Annotated in this window: 19 protein-coding genes; 9 read left to right on the forward strand and 10 right to left on the reverse strand. The window is 63.5% G+C overall.

What is annotated here, in order from left to right:
• The first annotated feature begins 837 nt into the window (after window positions 1-837).
• Window positions 838-2,892: a S9 family peptidase gene (locus tag ACZ9GA_RS22525; RefSeq protein WP_457360683.1), complete on the forward strand. Its 2,055-nt coding sequence runs from the start codon at window positions 838-840 to the stop codon at window positions 2,890-2,892.
• 115 nt (window positions 2,893-3,007) lie between these two features.
• Window positions 3,008-3,481, forward strand: a complete 474-nt coding sequence (locus tag ACZ9GA_RS22530) for a cyclic nucleotide-binding domain-containing protein (protein WP_457360682.1) — start codon at window positions 3,008-3,010, stop codon at window positions 3,479-3,481.
• Window positions 3,482-3,572: 91 nt separating this feature from the next.
• Here ACZ9GA_RS22530 and ACZ9GA_RS22535 read toward each other — a convergent pair whose 3' ends face one another.
• Complete coding sequence (locus ACZ9GA_RS22535; protein WP_476226842.1) at window positions 3,573-3,848, reverse strand: hypothetical protein; 276 nt, start codon at window positions 3,846-3,848, stop codon at window positions 3,573-3,575.
• Between the two features lie 77 nt (window positions 3,849-3,925).
• Between ACZ9GA_RS22535 and ACZ9GA_RS22540 the strand changes: the two genes are divergently transcribed.
• The 4 genes from ACZ9GA_RS22540 to ACZ9GA_RS22555 all read left to right on the forward strand — a co-directional run bounded on the left by ACZ9GA_RS22540 (window position 3,926) and on the right by ACZ9GA_RS22555 (window position 6,069).
• A complete protein-coding gene (locus ACZ9GA_RS22540; protein ID WP_457360680.1) occupies window positions 3,926-4,612 on the forward strand; it encodes a spermidine synthase in 687 nt (228 codons plus the stop codon).
• A 175-nt stretch (window positions 4,613-4,787) separates the two neighbouring features.
• Entirely contained in the window at window positions 4,788-5,153 is a 366-nt protein-coding gene (locus ACZ9GA_RS22545; RefSeq protein ID WP_457360679.1) for a YajD family HNH nuclease, read from the forward strand.
• 6 nt (window positions 5,154-5,159) lie between these two features.
• Window positions 5,160-5,630 (forward strand): RNA methyltransferase, encoded by a 471-nt coding sequence (locus ACZ9GA_RS22550; RefSeq protein WP_027977079.1) that lies wholly within the window; start codon window positions 5,160-5,162, stop codon window positions 5,628-5,630.
• A 64-nt stretch (window positions 5,631-5,694) separates the two neighbouring features.
• On the forward strand, window positions 5,695-6,069 hold the full coding sequence (locus ACZ9GA_RS22555) for a YgaP family membrane protein (protein ID WP_457360678.1): 375 nt from the start codon (window positions 5,695-5,697) through the stop codon (window positions 6,067-6,069).
• Window positions 6,070-6,199: 130 nt separating this feature from the next.
• Here the strand turns inward: ACZ9GA_RS22555 and ACZ9GA_RS22560 are convergent, their stop codons facing one another.
• A complete protein-coding gene (locus tag ACZ9GA_RS22560) occupies window positions 6,200-6,649 on the reverse strand; it encodes a YcgN family cysteine cluster protein (RefSeq protein WP_027977077.1) in 450 nt (149 codons plus the stop codon).
• A 182-nt stretch (window positions 6,650-6,831) separates the two neighbouring features.
• On the opposite strand from ACZ9GA_RS22560, the gene ACZ9GA_RS22565 reads away from it, so the two are divergent.
• The gene (locus ACZ9GA_RS22565; protein WP_027977076.1) at window positions 6,832-7,425 is read left to right on the forward strand and encodes a nitroreductase family protein; all 594 of its coding nucleotides are present in this window, start codon (window positions 6,832-6,834) and stop codon (window positions 7,423-7,425) included.
• A 110-nt stretch (window positions 7,426-7,535) separates the two neighbouring features.
• Here ACZ9GA_RS22565 and ACZ9GA_RS22570 read toward each other — a convergent pair whose 3' ends face one another.
• The 4 genes from ACZ9GA_RS22570 to ACZ9GA_RS22585 form a co-directional block, all read right to left on the reverse strand.
• Entirely contained in the window at window positions 7,536-8,468 is a 933-nt protein-coding gene (locus ACZ9GA_RS22570; RefSeq protein WP_457360677.1) for a D-2-hydroxyacid dehydrogenase, read from the reverse strand.
• Window positions 8,469-8,525: 57 nt separating this feature from the next.
• On the reverse strand, window positions 8,526-8,819 hold the full coding sequence (locus tag ACZ9GA_RS22575; RefSeq protein WP_457360676.1) for a YcgL domain-containing protein: 294 nt from the start codon (window positions 8,817-8,819) through the stop codon (window positions 8,526-8,528).
• Window positions 8,816-9,949 carry a ribonuclease D gene (gene rnd, locus ACZ9GA_RS22580; protein ID WP_457360675.1) on the reverse strand — a complete coding sequence of 378 codons (1,134 nt, stop codon included), beginning with the start codon at window positions 9,947-9,949 and terminating at the stop codon, window positions 8,816-8,818. The genes ACZ9GA_RS22575 and rnd overlap by 4 nt, the downstream gene beginning before the upstream one ends.
• Before the next feature lie 82 nt (window positions 9,950-10,031).
• On the reverse strand, window positions 10,032-10,688 hold the full coding sequence (locus ACZ9GA_RS22585; RefSeq protein WP_476226848.1) for a class I SAM-dependent methyltransferase: 657 nt from the start codon (window positions 10,686-10,688) through the stop codon (window positions 10,032-10,034).
• Between the two features lie 253 nt (window positions 10,689-10,941).
• On the opposite strand from ACZ9GA_RS22585, the gene ACZ9GA_RS22590 reads away from it, so the two are divergent.
• A complete protein-coding gene (locus ACZ9GA_RS22590; RefSeq protein ID WP_455924278.1) occupies window positions 10,942-11,208 on the forward strand; it encodes a hypothetical protein in 267 nt (88 codons plus the stop codon).
• Window positions 11,209-11,582: 374 nt separating this feature from the next.
• Here ACZ9GA_RS22590 and yiaY read toward each other — a convergent pair whose 3' ends face one another.
• Together yiaY and hepT are read right to left on the reverse strand one after the other, a co-directional pair.
• Window positions 11,583-12,731: an L-threonine dehydrogenase gene (gene yiaY, locus ACZ9GA_RS22595; RefSeq protein WP_455924277.1), complete on the reverse strand. Its 1,149-nt coding sequence runs from the start codon at window positions 12,729-12,731 to the stop codon at window positions 11,583-11,585.
• Between the two features lie 419 nt (window positions 12,732-13,150).
• Window positions 13,151-13,576 carry a type VII toxin-antitoxin system HepT family RNase toxin gene (gene hepT, locus ACZ9GA_RS22600; protein WP_457360674.1) on the reverse strand — a complete coding sequence of 142 codons (426 nt, stop codon included), beginning with the start codon at window positions 13,574-13,576 and terminating at the stop codon, window positions 13,151-13,153.
• A gap of 172 nt (window positions 13,577-13,748) precedes the next feature.
• On the opposite strand from hepT, the gene ACZ9GA_RS22605 reads away from it, so the two are divergent.
• Window positions 13,749-15,293: a glycosyltransferase family 39 protein gene (locus ACZ9GA_RS22605; RefSeq protein WP_457360673.1), complete on the forward strand. Its 1,545-nt coding sequence runs from the start codon at window positions 13,749-13,751 to the stop codon at window positions 15,291-15,293.
• Here the strand turns inward: ACZ9GA_RS22605 and ACZ9GA_RS22610 are convergent, their stop codons facing one another.
• Both ACZ9GA_RS22610 and ACZ9GA_RS22615 read right to left on the reverse strand, forming a co-directional pair.
• Window positions 15,294-15,986, reverse strand: coding sequence for a sensor histidine kinase (locus ACZ9GA_RS22610; protein WP_457360672.1), 693 nt, complete (start codon window positions 15,984-15,986; stop codon window positions 15,294-15,296). It abuts the gene before it with no gap.
• Window positions 15,983-17,587 carry a response regulator gene (locus ACZ9GA_RS22615; RefSeq protein WP_457360671.1) on the reverse strand — a complete coding sequence of 535 codons (1,605 nt, stop codon included), beginning with the start codon at window positions 17,585-17,587 and terminating at the stop codon, window positions 15,983-15,985. Before ACZ9GA_RS22615 ends, ACZ9GA_RS22610 begins: the two co-directional genes overlap by 4 nt.
• Between the last annotated feature and the right edge of the window lie 104 nt (window positions 17,588-17,691).

Raw genomic sequence — 17,691 nt, forward strand, 5'->3', positions numbered from 1 at the left:
CTGGGTTAGGGTCTGCCTTTCCACCGGTGGTTTAACGACGACGTACGTCCAGCCTATACAGACGTAACCAACCACATGCCTTTTGGCTCAAGCCTGACAGCAGCTTTGGCTTGTTCATAATTACGGCGTTTATCAGCAGTTCACTTGTGTTACCCATACCAGCCAGCCTAGCGCCTCAGCCCAGCACTGCTCTGAGCTTCTACGCCCTATCTCACGATAGAGGCGCACCTTACTGGGGCTACATTGTCAGAAGAGCTTCACACCTCACCGTTACCAGTGACGCATGTCTTCCTAGGCTATCGTTGGTCGCACAACGAGTCCGCTACCACCTCATGATGCAAGGTAGATGGACAATGACAAACAGAGCTTCCGCTCATGTCTCTGAAGTGATGGAAGGCGAGAACTGCAGAAAGCAGCGGGCCAAAGAAAATTGTTACCTCATGTTTCAAAAGCAGGAGGTAACCCCAGCGGGGATTCTCTCCCGCATGGGTTGCGCCCCGTTAAAGGGCTGAAGTGAGTGTGCATTCCAACACCCCGAAAAGGGTATCGCAGTCGAGCCGCCGAATGCTAATCGACCTTGGGTTGTGCCACCGCCGCTGCGGCAAGCCCTTGAAGGCACTAGACTTTTTAGTGGTTTTGTTTCACGGGACTGGATACCCGAGCTATCGGTTTTCTGGCAGAAAACCCTTCAAGATGACTCCTCACCTCGAAGCTCAGAGACACGCTACACGTGTCGCACATAGGCGCTTATGATAACGACTTTTCGCCGCGCAGGCGCCCCCCATGCCAAATGGCCCACCGGGCGCCGCCACATTTCATCTGCCGAGTGAGTTGCCCATGTCCCCATCAGCCACTGCCCCACGCGCCCCGATCGCCCGCAAGGCCGACGGCGCCGACCCGTACGCCTGGCTGCAAGCGCGCGACAGCGACGAGGTGCTGGACTACCTGAAAGCCGAAAACGCCTACCAGGAAGCCCAACTGGCCGACCAGGCCGAACTGCGCGAACAGCTGTTCGAAGAGATCAAGGGCCGCATCCGCGAGACCGACCTGTCCCTGGCGTCGCCCTGGGGCCCGTACCTGTACTACACCCGCACCACGGCCGGCGACGAGTATGCCCGCCACTACCGCTGCCCGCGCCCGGCCGACGACAGCCCCACGGTCGATGAAAGCCACGAAGAGCTGCTGCTGGACCCCAACGTGCTGGCCGCCGGCGGTTTCCTGTCACTGGGCGCCTTCAATGTCAGCCCCGACCACCGCCTGCTGGCCTACAGCCTGGATACCAGCGGTGACGAGATTTATCGCCTGTACGTGAAAGACCTGACCAACGGCAACGTCAGCGAACTGCCCTTCGACGATTGCGACGGCAGCGTCACGTGGGCCAACGACAGCCGGACGCTGTTCTTCGGCGAGCTGGACGACACCCACCGGCCGCACAAGCTGTACCGCCATGTGCTGGGCAGCGATGACGCCGAGCTGGTGTTCGAGGAAACCGACGGCCGCTTCTTCCTGCACTGCTACCGCTCAAGCTCCGAGCGCCAGCTGATCCTGCTGCTCAACAGCAAGACCACCAGCGAAGCCTGGGTGCTGGACGCCAACCACCCGCAGCAGGCCTTCCAGTGCCTGGCGCCGCGGGCGGAAGACCACGAGTACTACCCCGACCACGGCCAGCTGGACGGCCAGTGGGCCTGGTTTATCCGCAGCAACCAGGACGGCATCAACTTCGCCCTGCTGCAAACGCCGGACGACGGCCAGGTGCCGACCCGCGAGCGCTGGCAGCCGCTGATCGCCCACCGCGACGACGTGATGCTCGAAGGCGTGACCCTCAACGCCCACGCCTTCACCCTCAGCCTGCGCGAAGGCGGGCTGCCGATTATCGAAGTGCACCCCCAGGGCCTGCCGACGTACCGCGTGCAACTGCCCGACGCCGCCTACAGCCTGCACGTGTCCGACAGCCTGGAATTCGTCAGCACCCGCATCCGCCTGCGCTACGAGGCCCTGAACCGCCCCGCCCAGGTGCGCCAGCTGACCCTGGCCGACGGCGCCCAGGTGGTGCTCAAGGAAACCCCGGTGCTGGGCCCGTTCAACGCTGATGACTACGTCAGCCAGCGCCTGTGGGCCACGGCCACCGACGGCACGCGCATTCCCATCAGCCTGGTGGCCAAGCGCGACACCCTGGGCCAGGCGACGCCGCTGTACCTGTATGGCTACGGCGCCTACGGCGAAAGCCTGGACCCGTGGTTCTCCCACGCCCGCCTGAGCCTGCTGGAGCGCGGCGTGGCCTTCGCCATTGCCCACGTGCGTGGCGGCGGCGAGCTGGGCGAGGCCTGGTACCGCGCCGGCAAGCAGGAGCACAAGGCCAACACCTTCAGCGACTTCATCGCCTGCGCCGAGCACCTGATCGCCCAAGGCCTGACCAGCAGCGACCAGCTGGCGATCAGCGGCGGCAGCGCCGGTGGGCTGCTGATTGGCGCGGTGCTCAACCAGCGCCCCGACCTGTTCAAGGCCGCCATCGCCGAGGTGCCGTTCGTCGACGTGCTCAACACCATGCTCGACCCGGACCTGCCGCTGACCGTCACCGAGTACGACGAATGGGGCAACCCCGAAGAGCCCGAGGTGTACGAACGCATCAAGGGCTACGCGCCCTACGAGAACGTCAGCGCCCAGGCCTACCCCGCCACGCTGGTGGTGGCTGGCTATAACGACAGCCGCGTGCAGTACTGGGAAGCGGCCAAGTGGGTGGCACGCCTGCGCGAGACCAAGACCGACGACCACCTGCTGCTGCTCAAGACCGAGCTGGGCGCCGGCCACGGCGGCATGAGCGGCCGCTACCAGGGCCTGCGCGACGTGGCGCTGGAATACGGGTTTGTCTTCAAGGTGCTGGGGATCGCCTGAGCGGGAACTTCGCCAGGCAATGATGTCTGAGTGGCACTATTGATTTCACACACTGCACGGTGGCCGACGCCTACACTTCAGTCGGACACCGTGCGTATAACAAGACCGTGATGCCATGCCAGAAAAAACGTACCTGAATAACGAAATCCGCGACATGCTGATGGACTGCGGATTGTTCAACCAGCTGCAGGCGGCGGACTTTGCCGCCGCGGCCGGCTATTTCATCATCACCAGCATTGCGCAGGGTGAAGAGATATTCCACGAAGGCGATGCCGGCACCTTCATGTGCATCATCCACCGCGGCACCGTGAACGTGCAGAAGACCGACAACGACGACCGCCCCATCCTGGTGGCCAGCCTGCGCAAGGGCCGCGCCTTTGGCGAGATGGCCGTGCTGGACGGCGAACGGCGCTCGGCCACCTGCGTTGCGGCCGACAGCTGCGTGCTGATCAACCTGGGCAAGGACTCGCTGGACAAGATGCTCAACGATGCGCCGAAGATCGCCGCCAAGATCATCCGCGCGCTGGCAGTGTCGATGTCCAAGCGCCTGCGCATGGTGGATGGGCAACTGCTGTCCCAGCAACCCTGACGCGTAGCCGCTGCCGCCAGGCTGCGCTGGCCCTGGTGAGCACTGAAGATCTCCAGCGAGGCACAGGGCCCGCGCAGCCTGGCGGCAGCGGCTACAGGGTTGGGGGTTTGTTGGGGGTTTCCATCGCCGGCAACGGCTCATCCTTCGGCGGCCCCGGCACCTTGATTGGCGGCAGCAAGGGTGAGCTGCCATCCACCCCGCCCGCCTTCGGCACAATTGGCGTGGGCACCTGCGGATACGGCGTCGGCGTAGGCGTGCCGGGCGCGCCCGTGCTGGCCGGCAACACATTGGATGGCGTGTCTGCTGCCTGCGCTGACGCAATGCCAAGCGCAAGGGCGGCAATGCCCGATACAATAAGCGACTTCATCGGCGGCTCCGCGGCCTTGTAGTCCCCCAAGGCTACTCCCTGGCGCGCCTGCTGTCCCCTCCCCTTGCGAGATCCCCATGAAACGTTTTGTACTGCTGGACACCACGCCGATCCCTGACAACGGCGGTGCCTTGTGCCTGTTCGAGTACGGCGAGGATTTTGTCATCAAGATCCAGGGCGGCGACGGCGGCCAATTGATGAACACGCGCATGCACGGCTCGGAAGACGCCCTGGCCGAAATCCCCTGCCGCAAAGTGGCCGGGCGGCCCAACTCGCGCGTACTGATCGGCGGCCTGGGCATGGGCTTCACCCTGGCCTCGGCGCTCAAGCACCTGGGCAAGACCGCCGAGGTGGTGGTGGCCGAACTGGTACCCGGTGTGGTCGAGTGGAACCACGGCCCGCTGGGCGAGAAAGCCGGCATGCCGGTGCTGGACCCGCGCACCACCATCGTCCAGGACGATGTGGCCAAGGTGCTGCAAGCCGAGCCCCAGGGTTTCGACGCGATCATGCTCGACGTCGACAACGGCCCTGAAGGCCTGACCCAGAAGGCCAACTCCTGGCTGTACTCCAGCGGCGGCCTGGCTGCCTGCGGCCGGGCGCTGCGGCCCAAGGGCATCCTGGCGGTGTGGTCGGCCAGCGCCGACCGGCAGTTCAACGAACGCCTGCGCAAGGCCGGTTTCAAGGCCGAAGAGGTGCAAGTGTTTGCCCATGGCAACAAGGGCACGCGGCATACCATCTGGATCTGCGAAAAGCTCAAGGCCTGAGGTTGCCTGTGCTGGCCTCATCGCGAGCAAGCTTTGCTCCCACAATGTAAAGGCCCACATCTATGTTTGCCTTAACACTGTGGGAGCAAAGCTTGCTCGCGATGAGGCCAGTACATCCACCTCCGCACCTTCAGGTAGAATGAAGCCTGACCGTCATTACCCCCGAGGTGAACCCATGAGTTCGTCCACGCCCCATACCGCCAAGCTCGACCGCATCCTGGCCGAAACCCAGCGCGAGCGCGAAAACGGCTACCGCGACAAGGCCCTGAAGATGTACCCGCACGTGTGCGGCCGCTGCGCCCGTGAATTCTCCGGCAAGCGCCTCAGCGAGCTGACCGTGCACCACCGTGACCACAACCACGACAACAACCCCCAGGATGGCTCCAACTGGGAGCTGCTGTGCCTGTATTGCCACGATAACGAGCACGCTCGTTACACCGACCAGCAGTACTTTGGCGAAGGCTCCCTGAGCTCCCCGACCATCGCCAAGGCCACCCACAATCCATTTGCGGCCCTGGCCGGCATGTTGAAGAAGGACTGATCCGGCGTGGCCAACAAGCGTTACAGCTGCATCGGTCTGTTCAACCCCAAATCCCCTGAAAACGTCGGCTCGGTGATGCGAGCCGCCGGCTGCTACGGTGTGAATTCGGTGTTCTACACCGGCAAGCGCTACGAGCGGGCACGGGATTTTGTCACCGACACCAAGCGCATCCACTACGACATTCCGCTGATCGGCATCGACGACCTGCAGAAGATCATCCCCCTGGGCTGCACGCCGGTGGCAGTGGAGCTGGTGGAAGGCGCCCGGCCGCTGCCCGAGTACACTCACCCGGACCGCGCCATCTACATCTTCGGCCCTGAAGACGGCTCCCTGGACCAAAGCGTGCGCGACTGGTGCGAAGACACCATCTACATCCCCACCGAGGGTTGCATGAACCTGGCGGCGACGGTCAACGTGGTGCTGTACGACCGCATGGCCAAGGGCTTGAACACCCGCTCGGGGCCGAAATTCAAGTAAGTGGATGGAACAGCCGCAGGCTTTGGCAGTCAGTACAGAACAGCGCCCCTTCAGGAGAATGACAATGAGCGACAACCAGCATCTGGATGTTTTCGACACCATCCCCCGTTCTGCCCCGTCGGCTGCGCACAACGTGCAGGGCTGGGAGCGCGCAGGCTCGGTGGCCACCGGTATCGTCATGGTCGGCAAGGGCTTGCGCCGTGGCGGGCTGTTCGGGCTGATCCAGGTGGCGATTGGCGGCGTGGCGTTGGCCCGTGGGCTGACCGGCCATAGCGCCACCAAGGCGCTGATCGAGCAGAGCCGTCAGGAGTTCGATGGCGTGCGGGCCAAGATCGAGCGTGCCGGGGAAGAGTTGAGCAAGTTGCAGGAAAGTGCGCTGAAAGCGACGAAGACGGCGACGGTTACCGGGAATGAAGACCTGAAGTCTCCCAAGGCTTGAAGCGAGCCTCGCTTGGCAATCGCTGTGAATGTGAGGGCCAGCGCAGCCTCCGGCAGCGGCTACAAACCCCGTAGCCGCTGCCGCAGGCTGCGCTGGCCGGCATTGACACCGCAGATGCCCAGCCTAATCCTCACCCCGCCCGGAAGATCAGATAGTCTTCCCAGTCATCCTCATCCACATCCTTCTCGCTGATCATGCGCCCCGACTGGGAAATGTGCTTCTTGTGCACTTTCTTGCGGTCGCCGCTGACCAGGTGATGCCAGTTGGGCAAGTCCTTGCCCTCGCTCACCAACCGATACCCGCAGGTGGGCGGCAGCCACTTGAATTCGTCCGCCTGGCCGGGCGTGAGCTGGATGCAGTCCGGCACCTTGGCCTTGCGGTTGGGGTAGTCGGTGCACTGGCAGGTCTTGAGGTCCAGCAACTGGCAGGCGATGCGCGTGTAGTAGACGCTGTTGTCTTCCTCGTCTTCCAGCTTCTGCAGGCAGCACAGGCCGCAGCCATCGCACAGCGACTCCCATTCCACGGGGTTGAGCTGGTCGAGGGTCTTGGTCAGCCAGAAGCGGTCGACGGGTGCGGGCATGGTGCGGGGTGTCCTGTCTCTGAAATGCGTTTCCGCCGGCAACCGGCTGGAAAAGGCCGCCAGTCTAGTGCTGTGCGGGCGTAAGGCCAAGCGCGTGCGACATCCGGTCAACACTTCACTTGTCAGCCGGCCCCCTGGCGCAGTAGTTTCGCTGTTTTCCGCACACGTCACAGGAAGCGTTCATGAGTGCAAATCCGCGTATCGCCGAGCTCGGCATCAACGAGCAGTTCATCAACCGCTGGTCCCCGCGCGCGTTCAGCGACGCCACCATCCCGGAAGAAACCCTGCTCAGCTTCCTGGAAGCCGCGCGCTGGGCGCCGTCGGCCTACAACTCGCAGCCATGGCGCTTTTTGTACGCACGCCGCGGCACGCCGAACTGGGAACGCTACCTGGGCCTGCTGAACGAGTTCAACCGCAGCTGGGCGCAGCACGCGGCGGCGCTGGTGATCATCATCTCCAAGACCACCTTCACCGCCCCTGGCGCCACCGAAGAAACCCCGGCGCTGTGGCACACCTTCGACACCGGTTCCGCCTGGGGCCACCTGGCGCTGCAAGCCAGCCTGAGCGGCTGGCACACCCACGGCATGGCCGGTTTCGACAAGGAACTGACCCGCAAGGAACTGAAAGTGCCGGAAGGTTATGAGCTGCACGCCGCCATTGCCATCGGCAAGCTGGGTGACAAAGCGACCTTGGCCGAGCACCTGCAGGCCCGCGAACTGCCAAGCCCGCGTCGCCCGCTGAGCGAGTTGGCTGCAGAAGGTGATTTCACCCTGTAATACCCGGCGCCCTTGAAACCATCGCGGCCAAGGCCGGCTCCTACGCCATCCGTGGTAGGAGCCGACCTTGGTCGCGATGCAGACGACGCGGTGTTGAAGGCATTGAGCGATCAGTAGCCGCGAGTGAAATCCACTTCGCCGCGCAGCGGCTGCTTGGCGTTGTACGCCGCCAGGTTGTCGACGAACAACCGCACCATCGCCTGCGGCGAAGTCGGCGCCGAACTGTGCCCCGTCAGCAGCAATCCCCACGCCGTCCAGAACGGATGACGCTGCGGCAACGGCTCTTGCCGGCACACGTCGATCACCGCACCCGCCAGATGGCCCAGTTTCAGCGCCTCCACCAGGTCGGCATCGACCACCGCCACGCCACGCCCGGCATTGATGAACAACGCGTCGGGATTGAAGCGGGCGAACAGGGCCGCATCGTAGACATCCTGGGTAGCCGGGGTATCGGGCAACAGGTTGAGCACGTAGTCCACCTGCCCCACCTTCTCGCTCAACGCCTCCATGCCCAGCACTTCGACGAACGGCGCCTGCTGCCGTGGGCTGCTGGCGATGCCATACAGCGTCACACCGAACGGCACCAGGAACTCGGCCACACGCTGGCCGATGTCACCGGCACCCACGATCAGCACCCGCCGCCCTTCCAGGCTGTGCCCGGGGCGCGGGTCCCATTTGCGCTCCACCTGGCTGACCAGGCGCGCCATGACTTCGCGTTCATGGCCCAGCATGTAGGTCAGCATGTACTCGGCCATCACCTGGCCAAAGATGCCCACGGCGCGGGTCAGGCGGTAATGGCGCGGCAGCCCGTGCATCAATAGCGGCGTAATGCCGGCCCAGGTCGATTGCAGCCACTGCGGCTTGTGCCCCTGGCGCAGCAGGCTGGCCAGCAGGTCGGGCTGGCCCAGCCAGACCGGGCAGTCGGCGGCCAGTTTCGACAGTTCGGCCGAGTCACCGCTGGTCAGGACGTCCACGTCCGGCGCCGCTTCACGCAGCAGTTGCGCGTAAAGGGCGTAATCCTGTTCTGCAATCAGAACACGCATGCTTGAGAAACCCTTGAAAACCCTGCCTGCGCCACGCGCGACTGCAGGGTGTGGCGGTCAGACCGGATCGTTGCGACGCAACAGCTCTTCGGGCAGGTGCTCGATGTACTCGTCTTCGGGCGGCGGCATCTGCAGGTGGTAACCCTGGCTGTCCAGGTTAGCCAGCACCTGGGTGATGTCTTCGCGGGCCAGGGCGCGCTCGGGGGTCAGCACCAGGTCGAAGGCGTGCATGGGCTTGCCGAACACGGTCAGCAGGCCCTCGGGCACGCGTTTCAGGGCGTCGGCCTTGAGCACGTACAGGTACATTTCGTTCTTGCGCGGGCTTTTGTAGATGGAGCAAATGCGTTTCATGGTGTCTCTCCTGCGCTGGCCAGGGCGTCGAGCAGGGCTTGGCCCATGAGCTCGCGACGCCAGCCACGCAGTGTGTCAGGCAATTGATAGGGACCGTCGGGGTAGCCGCTTTTGAGCAGCGCTTCCAGGGTCTTCTTGCGCAGCATCACCTCGGGCGCGATGCCCAGGCGCTCGCCTTCGGCCTGGCCGATGGCGCGCAACTGCTTGAGGATGCCCGAGGCTTCGATCGGCAGTGGCTCGGGCAGCGCCGGCGGCCATTGCTCGGGCGGTACGCTGCCGGCTGTCTTGATCAGCTTGAGCAGGTAGTCGCCGTCTTGGCGCACTGTGCGCGGGTGCATGTCTTCGATCTTGGCCAAGGCGCCCAGGTTATCCGGCTGGGTGCGGGCCAGGGGCCACAGCGAATGCTCGCGCACGATGCGGTTGCGTGGCAGGTCGCGGGCCCGGGCCTCGCGCTCGCGCCAGGCGCACAGCTCGCGCAGTACTGCCAGTTGCTGGCGCGACAGCTTCCAGGCCAGCTTGGCCTCGCGGTAGATCTCGTTGGGGTCGACCTCGCGGCGCAGTTGCGCCACCAGTTCGGCGCCGTCTTCCAGCACCCAGGCATAGCGCTCGTCCGACAGCTGCGGGCGCAGCTTTTCGTAGACTTCGGCCAGGTGCACGGCGTCTTCGGCGGCGTAGCTGACCTGGGTCTCCGACAACGGACGTTGCAGCCAGTCAGAGCGGGTTTCGCCCTTGGGCAGCTCGATGTCGAGCACCGCCTGCACCAGGCGCGAGTAGCCCATGGAGAAGCCCAGGTTCAGGTAGGCGGCTGCCAGCTGGGTGTCGAACAGCGGCGCAGGCAGGCTGCCGGTCAGGCGCAGCAGCACTTCCAGGTCTTCGCTGCAGGCGTGCACCACCTTGATCACAGCGGGGTTTTCCAGCAGTTGCGCCAGGGGCTGCCACTGCTGAATGGTCAATGGGTCGATCAGCCAGGCGCTAGCGCCGTCGCCAATCTGGATCAAGCCGGCTATCGGGTAAAAGGTGTCGACCCGCATGAACTCGGTGTCGAGTGCAACGTACGGCAGACGCTGCCACTCGGCACATTGCCGAGCCAGGCTTTCGTCGTCGCGAATCCAGTGAATATCGATGGCCACAAGGCTCTCCCCTGAAGAATGGCGCGCAGTATATATCGACCCCGACATTTACTGGGCATTCCATCGACAAAGGCGCCGCGGATCAGACCTTGCGCAGCACGTAGGTACGCCACATCGCGTAACCGGGGACCAGATCATGATGGTCGACGATTTCGAAACCTGCCTGCACAAACTCGCTTTCGATCTGGCTGCGGGCCACCACGAAGCGGTTGTTGCGCTCGGCGTTGGCACGTCGCTGTTCCAGGCGACGCCGGCGCCAGGCGCGGTAGTTGCCGTCCACCCAGAGCGAGATGATCACCGTATCGCGGCTGACCCGGTGGAATTCGCGCAGGATGGCCAGCCGCTGCTCGCCGTCAGCCACGCGATGAAACACCTCCATGCAGAAGATGCAGTCCACCGCATTATTACCCAGGGTGATGGCTTCTACCGAGGCGTGCAGCGGGGTGATACGCGCCGCCAGTGCCGGACTGAAGCCACGCATGGCACGGCCCAGGGTGTCGGCGTTGTGGCCGCCGGCCAGGATCACGCGGTTGGCGTGTTCAGTCAGCACCGGCCAGAAATGCCCGTTGCCACAAGGTAGGTCCAGGATCAGCCCCGGCTCCCCGGCCGAGTGCAGGGAATGCCGCACCAGTTGCGCCTCGCGCCAATAGGCCAGCCGCGCGCCGAAGCCGCACGGCACGGGGGTGGCCTGGGCTACGGGCACGTCACGCTCAGCAGGTGTCGAGGGTGGCAAAGGCATGAAGCGCAACTTCCCGAGGGATAAGGTAGGTATTGACGTTAACGCCGTCCGGGTTAAAGACCGGTCAACCCATTGTGAAAAAAATGTTAGATATCCTGCACGGCACTGTAAGCAGAACCACATCAATATTTTGTGAAAAGCGCGCCTTTGTAAGTCCGGTGAAACACCCTCGGTCCACGCGGGTCCAAAACGCTAATCGGGGCTATCCTCAATAGTCTCAACCTAGGCCCACTAACCCAGCAGAGGTGACGAGATGCCGGTCAAACACAATCTGTTCGAGGACTTGAAACTCACGCGCGAAGAGGTCGACACCCGCAGGAAAAGCGATGACAGGCTCAGCAAGCTGCTGGACGACTACGACGCCATCGATGCAGACGTGCTCAAGGCCGAATCCGCTGCCGCAGCGGATGACGAGGTGAAGAAACTCAAGGAGAAACGCTTGCTGGCCAAGGATCGGATTGTGCAGCAGTTGGAGTACCCGGGCACGCGGGGGGCGGGGAATGGGTTTGATGCCCAGTAAGGCGTAGCCGCTGCCGAAAGGCTGCGCTGGCCCTGTGCTTCACTGGAGGTTGCTGGTGGTAGTAAAGGCCAGCGCAGCCTGGCGGCAGCGGCTACAGAGAGTGTAGAACGCGGGCCCATGGTGGAGACACTGTGGGCTTTTTCGTTCAGGTTGCAGGGGATTTGCCTGCAAGGAATAGCGGACATGACTGCCCACCGTCTGGGGCAGATAGCCGTGCAACAAACCATGCGAACCTTCTCAGAATCACTTGCAACAGCGGCTGCCCTTGTGGGACCGGGCGAAGCTCGGGAAGCAGGCAACACGGCTATCGAGTCGTTCGCTTCCCGAGCTTCGCCCGGTCCCACAGACGAAAGTTGCGACTGAAATTCGAATCTTCACATCGCCGTGTGGAAAATCGCCTCAATCTCTTCTTGCGTCGCCACCCGCGGGTTGGTGAACCCACACGCATCTTTCATCGCGTTGGCCGCCAGTGTCGGGATGTCATCAGCCTTGGCGCCAAGCTCGGCCAGGCCGCCGGGGATGCCGATGTCGGATGACAGTTGGCGAATGGCGGCGATGGCCGCGGCGGCACCCTTTTCGTTGTCCAGGCGCTGGGTGTCGACGCCCATGGCGGTGGCCACGTCCTTGAGGCGCGCCGGGCAGACGCTGGCGTTGAAACTTTCCACGTGGGGCAGCAGCACGGCGTTACAGACGCCGTGTGGCAGGTCGTAGAAGCCGCCCAGCTGGTGGGCCATGGCGTGCACGTAGCCCAGGGAGGCGTTGTTGAAGGCCATGCCGGCCAGGAACTGGGCGTAGGCCATGTTCTCCCGCGCGGTCATGTCGTCGCCCTGGGCCACGGCCGTGCGCAGGTTGGCGGAGATCAATTCCACGGCTTTCAGCGCGCAGGCATCGGTAATCGGCGTGGCGGCAGTGGACACGTAAGCCTCTACCGCATGGGTCAGCGCGTCCATCCCGGTGGCGGCGGTCAGGCCCTTGGGCATCTTGGCCATCAGCGCCGGGTCGTTGACCGACAGCAGCGGCGTGACGTTGCGGTCGACGATGGCCATTTTCACGTGGCGCTCTTCGTCGGTGATGATGCAGAACCGGGTCATTTCACTGGCCGTGCCGGCCGTGGTGTTGATGGCGATCAGCGGCAGTTGCGGCTTGGCCGACTGGTCCACGCCTTCGTATTCGCTGATGTGGCCGCCGTTGGTGGCACACAGGGCAATGCCCTTGGCGCAGTCGTGGGGCGAACCGCCGCCCAGGGAAATAATGAAGTCACTGCGCGACTGCTTCAGCGCGGCCAGGCCGTTTTCGACGTTGCTGACAGTGGGGTTGGGCTTGGCACCGTCGAAAATCGTGGCATTGATGTCCTGCTCGGCCAGCAACTTGGCGACCTTGTCCGCCACCCCGGCCTTGGCCAGGCCTGCGTCGGTGACGATCAGGGCATTGCGAAAACCGTACTTGCGAATGGCGACCACGGCTTCGTCGAGGCTGCCGATACCCATCATGTTCACGGAGGGAATAAAGAAAGTGCTGCTCATGATTGATCCTCTTTTATTGTGGTTGGCCCAAGGGCGGACCGAGGTTGCGGTTCATCAGGCGAGCTTGTTGCCCGGTCCATGCTAGGCGCGGGGCGGCGGGGGCAGAATGGTGCTTTGGGGGGGCGCGAGGGGGGTCTTTGGTAGTAGGCCGGGCGGCGACACCTATCCATCAGGCCGGGGCACGTTGCAACAAAATGTAGGAGCCGGGTTTACCCGCGATGCGCCGCGCGGGCGGCGCTCGATCTGCAGAGCGCCATAAATGCCCGAGGCATGCGCCATCACCTTAACGCGCTCCTCCTTGTGGGACCGGGCGAAGCTCGGGAAGGGAACGACTCAAGATTCCTGTTAGCCCCTTCCCGAGCTACGCCCGGTCCCACATCCCACAGGGGAACGCGTTCCATTGGCGCCGGCGGCAGCGGCTATAAGCTGAGCGAGGCATCCTTTTGCAGCACGGCAGTGCTGAAGCTCAGGAAGTCATCCATATGCTTGGTGATGATAGACACGAGAATTGGAAGCTGCAGAGTCTGGTACTCATGCACTGCGATATTGCGGAAGCCGACCATGTTCTTGAGGCTGATCAGTAGCGCCTCATCCAGCCAACCGGCCTTGGCCAGAAGCTCCAGCGCACTGCGCGCACTTTGTGGAACGCCTAGCTTTTCACGACGGACGATGTGCTGGGCGACAGCGAGCGATGCGGCGCACGCACGCTGGATATTCATGATCGCAGCATCTTGACGAGTATGATCGAACGCAAATGTACCAGCCCCTTTGCCGTACTCTTCCCGCACACGTCCAACACAGCGTCGAATAATCGCAACCTTGTTCAACACGACATCATCGGCCATTAGTCTGCCCCGCTTTTAAAAAATCACACTTTCCCCGATTCGACATACCCAACCGAAAAGACAGTTTGTTCCAGGCGGTCCAGTTACTCACACACCCTGCCGACTGTTAGGATACTCCCCACCAAACGATCTACCCCGGCGCGATCCTTGTAGTCCCCCGGATGGAGGCACTTTGAACGCCCAGAACGACCACCTGCACCGCGCCCCCCGGCACACCTGGCTGCAGAGGCTGAGCAACGCCCCCGCCGGCCTGTGGTTCTGGCCGATCATGCTGCTGGCCACCGTGGCCCGTCTGTATCAACTGACCGCCTCGGCCATCTGGTGCGACGAAGGCTCCAGCCTGGTGATCAGCCAGTACGCCCCCGCGCAGATCTGGCTGCACGCCGGCCACGACGTGCACCCGCCCCTGTATTACCTGATTCTGCACGGCTGGATGGCGCTGTTCGGCAATGGCCTGTTCTCGATCCGGGTGATCAGCGCCCTGCCCGGCATTGTCAGCGTGGGCCTGGGCGTGTGGCTGCTGCAATTGACGGCTGGGCGGCGGGCGGCGCTGCTGGGCGGGATCATGCTGGCGCTGCTGCCGATTGCCGTGCATTACAGCCAGGAAATCCGCATGTACCCGCTGATGGGCATGTGGCTGATGGGCGCTACCGTGGTCCTGGTGCACTGGGCCCGGCAGCCGCACCGGCGTCGCTACCTGGTGATCTACGCGCTGCTGATGGCGGCCAGTTTCTACACGCACTATTTCACCAGCCTGTGCGTGCTGGCCCACTGGGCCTGGCTGGCCTTGTTGCGCACCCGTGGCAACCGTCTTGTACAACGCCCGGGCTGGTGGCTGGCCAACGTCGCCATCGTCGCCATGTACCTGCCATGGATTCCCAGCCTGATCGGCCTGGTGAAGCATTTGCCTGAACTGGCAGCCGGCAACGATGTGGGTTGGATCGGCGCGGTGACGTTGGGCTCGCTGCCCTCGATGGTGTGGCAGTATCTGATCCTCAGCGACGGCTTCGACCTGCCCGTGGCGCTGTTCGTCAGCGTGCCGGTGATCCTGGCGGCGATTCTGGCGTGGGTGCTGTATAGCGACCGCCATGCCCTGCGGTTGCCGTCGATGCTGGTGATTTACTGCGTGCTGCCGCTACTGGTGATCTTCCTGATTTCATTCAGGACACCGCTGCTGGTGGACCGCTACATGATGTTTTCCGCCATGGCCCTGCCGCTGGTGCTGGGCGTGGCAGCTGACCGACTGGCGCGTTATTCGCGGCCGCTGGCGGTGATCGCTGTGCTGGTTTACGTGTCCATCCAGGGCGTGGGGCTGCAACGCAATTACAACGTGGACGATGATCAGTTCGACAAGATGGTCGACTTCGTCAACCAGCGCTATCAGCCGGGCGACCGCATCGTGGTCAGCGACCTGTTCTGGTATTTCGGCTACCTGTACTACAACACCACCGGCGCCGAGCCGCTGCTGTACACCCCGGCCAAACCGGACGGCAGCTCGGGCCGCCCTACCGACTACGGCTTCGGCAACCTGGTGGATGAGCACGGCGATCAGATTTACGTCGACACCCTGGCCGCGCTGCCCGCCAACCACCAGCGGGTGTGGCTGGTCAGCGGCACCGAGGATATCGACGATTTCGCGTCGATACCCGGCCAGTGGCACAAAGTGGATCAGAAGGTAGTGGGCGACACCCAGGCACGGCTCTACGTCACGCCCTGATCAGGGCAGGTAAAACTTGAAGTTGCCGCCGCCCAGGCTGCCGCCGTTGGCCAACTGCACATGGCCCAGCACGCCGTTGCGCTCATGGCGCTCGGCAATGCGTGCGGCGAAGTACAGCCCCAGGCCGGTGCTGCCGCTGACCGGGTTGATGCCCTGCACGTAGTCCGACTGCGACTCGATCAGGGCCGGCGGGTAGCCGGGGCCGTCATCGTTGACGCTGATGACCAGCTGACCGTCTTCCTCGCCCGCCGTGATATGGATGGCTTCACGGGCAAAGCGGATGCCGTTGATGATGACGTTGGCCACCACCGAACCCACCAGTTCGCGATCAAAGAAGCCCAGCGGGCACAGCACGTCCACGTCATAGGTGGCAGTGATGCCGCGACTGGCCAGCACTTCCTGGTGCCACGCCACTTGCGACTCGATGAAGTCGTCCATCTCGTGGTATTCGGGACGCAGCGGCAACTGGTTGACGCCCAGCTTATACAGGCCCAGCAGCTGCACCATCATGCCGTTGAGGTTGGCGAACTCGTAGTCGATCACGCCGCGCTCGGCGTTCTCGCGCGCAGCTTCGGGCAGGCTCTGCGCCCATTTGCCATGGGCGGTCATCACCGACGCCAGGGAGTTCTTCATGTCATGCACGATGGAGGCGATGACCATGGAGAAATCCAGACCCGCTTTTTCGTCACTCATGCGCCAAACGCCCTGTTTCGCAGTTTCTGATAACGCTCGAAGCGCGCATCGCTCTCCGGCATGTGGCCGACCATGCGCAAGGCCTCGCGGCACTCGGCCAGCCCTGCGGCGGTGATCGGCACGCCTTTGGCGTGGAGCAGGCCCTGGGCCAGGTTCAAGGCAATACTGATGTTCTTCGGCTGCAGGGCCATGGCCTTGCGGAACAGGTCCTGCGCCTCGGCAAAGCGCCCTTCGCGGTAGGCGCGCACGCCCTGCTGGTTGATGTCCACGGCCACGGTGTTGGCACCCAGGATGGCCGGGTCGTCGGTGTGCTTGGCGATGTTCTGCATCACCGCCGGGTCGTCACCGTAGATCTCGGCGCAGCTTTTCAGCACGCCGACACCCGCCTCGGCCTGGCCGAGGTTCTTGAGCTGCGCGGCAACCGCCAACGCGGCGTCGGGGCTGAGGAACTGGTCCATCTCCTGCAGTCGCCCCATGGCCTCTTCGGTCAGCTTGGCGGCGGCTTCCGGGTCCGAGCGCTGCAGGCTGGTGGCCTTGATCAGGCGCGAGCGCACCTGGATGCCCTGGTCGTCATTGTTGTCCTTGGCCACGTCCACCAGGGTCTGGTTCAGTTCCACGCGGCTGCGTGCATCCAGACCGGCGTCGCCGCCCTTGTTGATCAGCGCCTGGGCAAAACCCAGGTTGGTTTCCGGGTTCTTGAACCGCGAGTACTGGCCTTGGTTGACCGCCTGGCGATAGGCACGGGACGAGGTATCGAAATCCTCGTTCTCCATGGCCAGCTTGCCCAGCAGACTCTGCCGGCGAACCGCCAACGGCGACAACTTGACCGCGTCTTCCAGCACTTGCTGGGCACGCTTGCCGTCGTTGCGCGCCACCAGCACTTCGGCCAGGCCGTCGTACAGGGCGGGCAGCATGGGGAAGGTTTTCAGCGCACGCTCATACACGTCCTGCGCCTCGGCCAGCTTCTTGCGCTTGAACAGCTGGCTGCCCAGCAACCCAAACGCCCACGGCGTGGGGCGGTCAGCCAGGATGGTCTTGAGGAAGGCTTCCAGCGGCTCGTGCTGATTCAGATCGCGCAGCGCCTCGGCCTTGTAGCGATGGCACAGCGGCGCGTAGCGGGCGTCCTCCTGGGTCAGGCGCGTGCAAGCCGCCAGCACCTCCATCGGCAAGCCCTTGTCCAGGGCTTGCAGGATGGGCTTGAGCAGCGTCTTGCGCTGCACCAGCTTCTCCAGGCGCTGGGCCAGGCCTGCACGGTTGAAAGGCTTGGTCAGGTAAGCGTCGGGCTCCCATTCCAGCGCGCTCATCACCATGGCCTGGCTGTTTTCGGCCGTGACCATGATGAACACGCTTTCGTGGCTGAGCAGCTTGTCCAGCATCAGGTCTTCGAGCACCTGCTGGCCGTTCTTCTTGCCGTCGCCCAGGTTGAAGTCGTGCAGCACGAAATCGTAGCGCTTCTGCGCACACGCCTTCAGCGCCTGCTCGCCGGTGTCCGCCGTGTCCACTTCCTTCACGCCCAACTCGCGCAGCATGGAGCGTACCGAGCTGCGGAAGTCGGAGAAGTCATCGACGATAAGAAACGATTTTTGGTTGTACGCCAGCATGCGCGATCCCGTCAGGGGAATGAATATGAGCCCGGTGGGGCTTTCCAATACGTGGGCTATCGGCATGGCCTGGAATTTCTAGAGGTGCCCACCCCATGAAAAAC

It is taken from the genome of Pseudomonas sp. TE3644, from assembly GCF_056278815.1.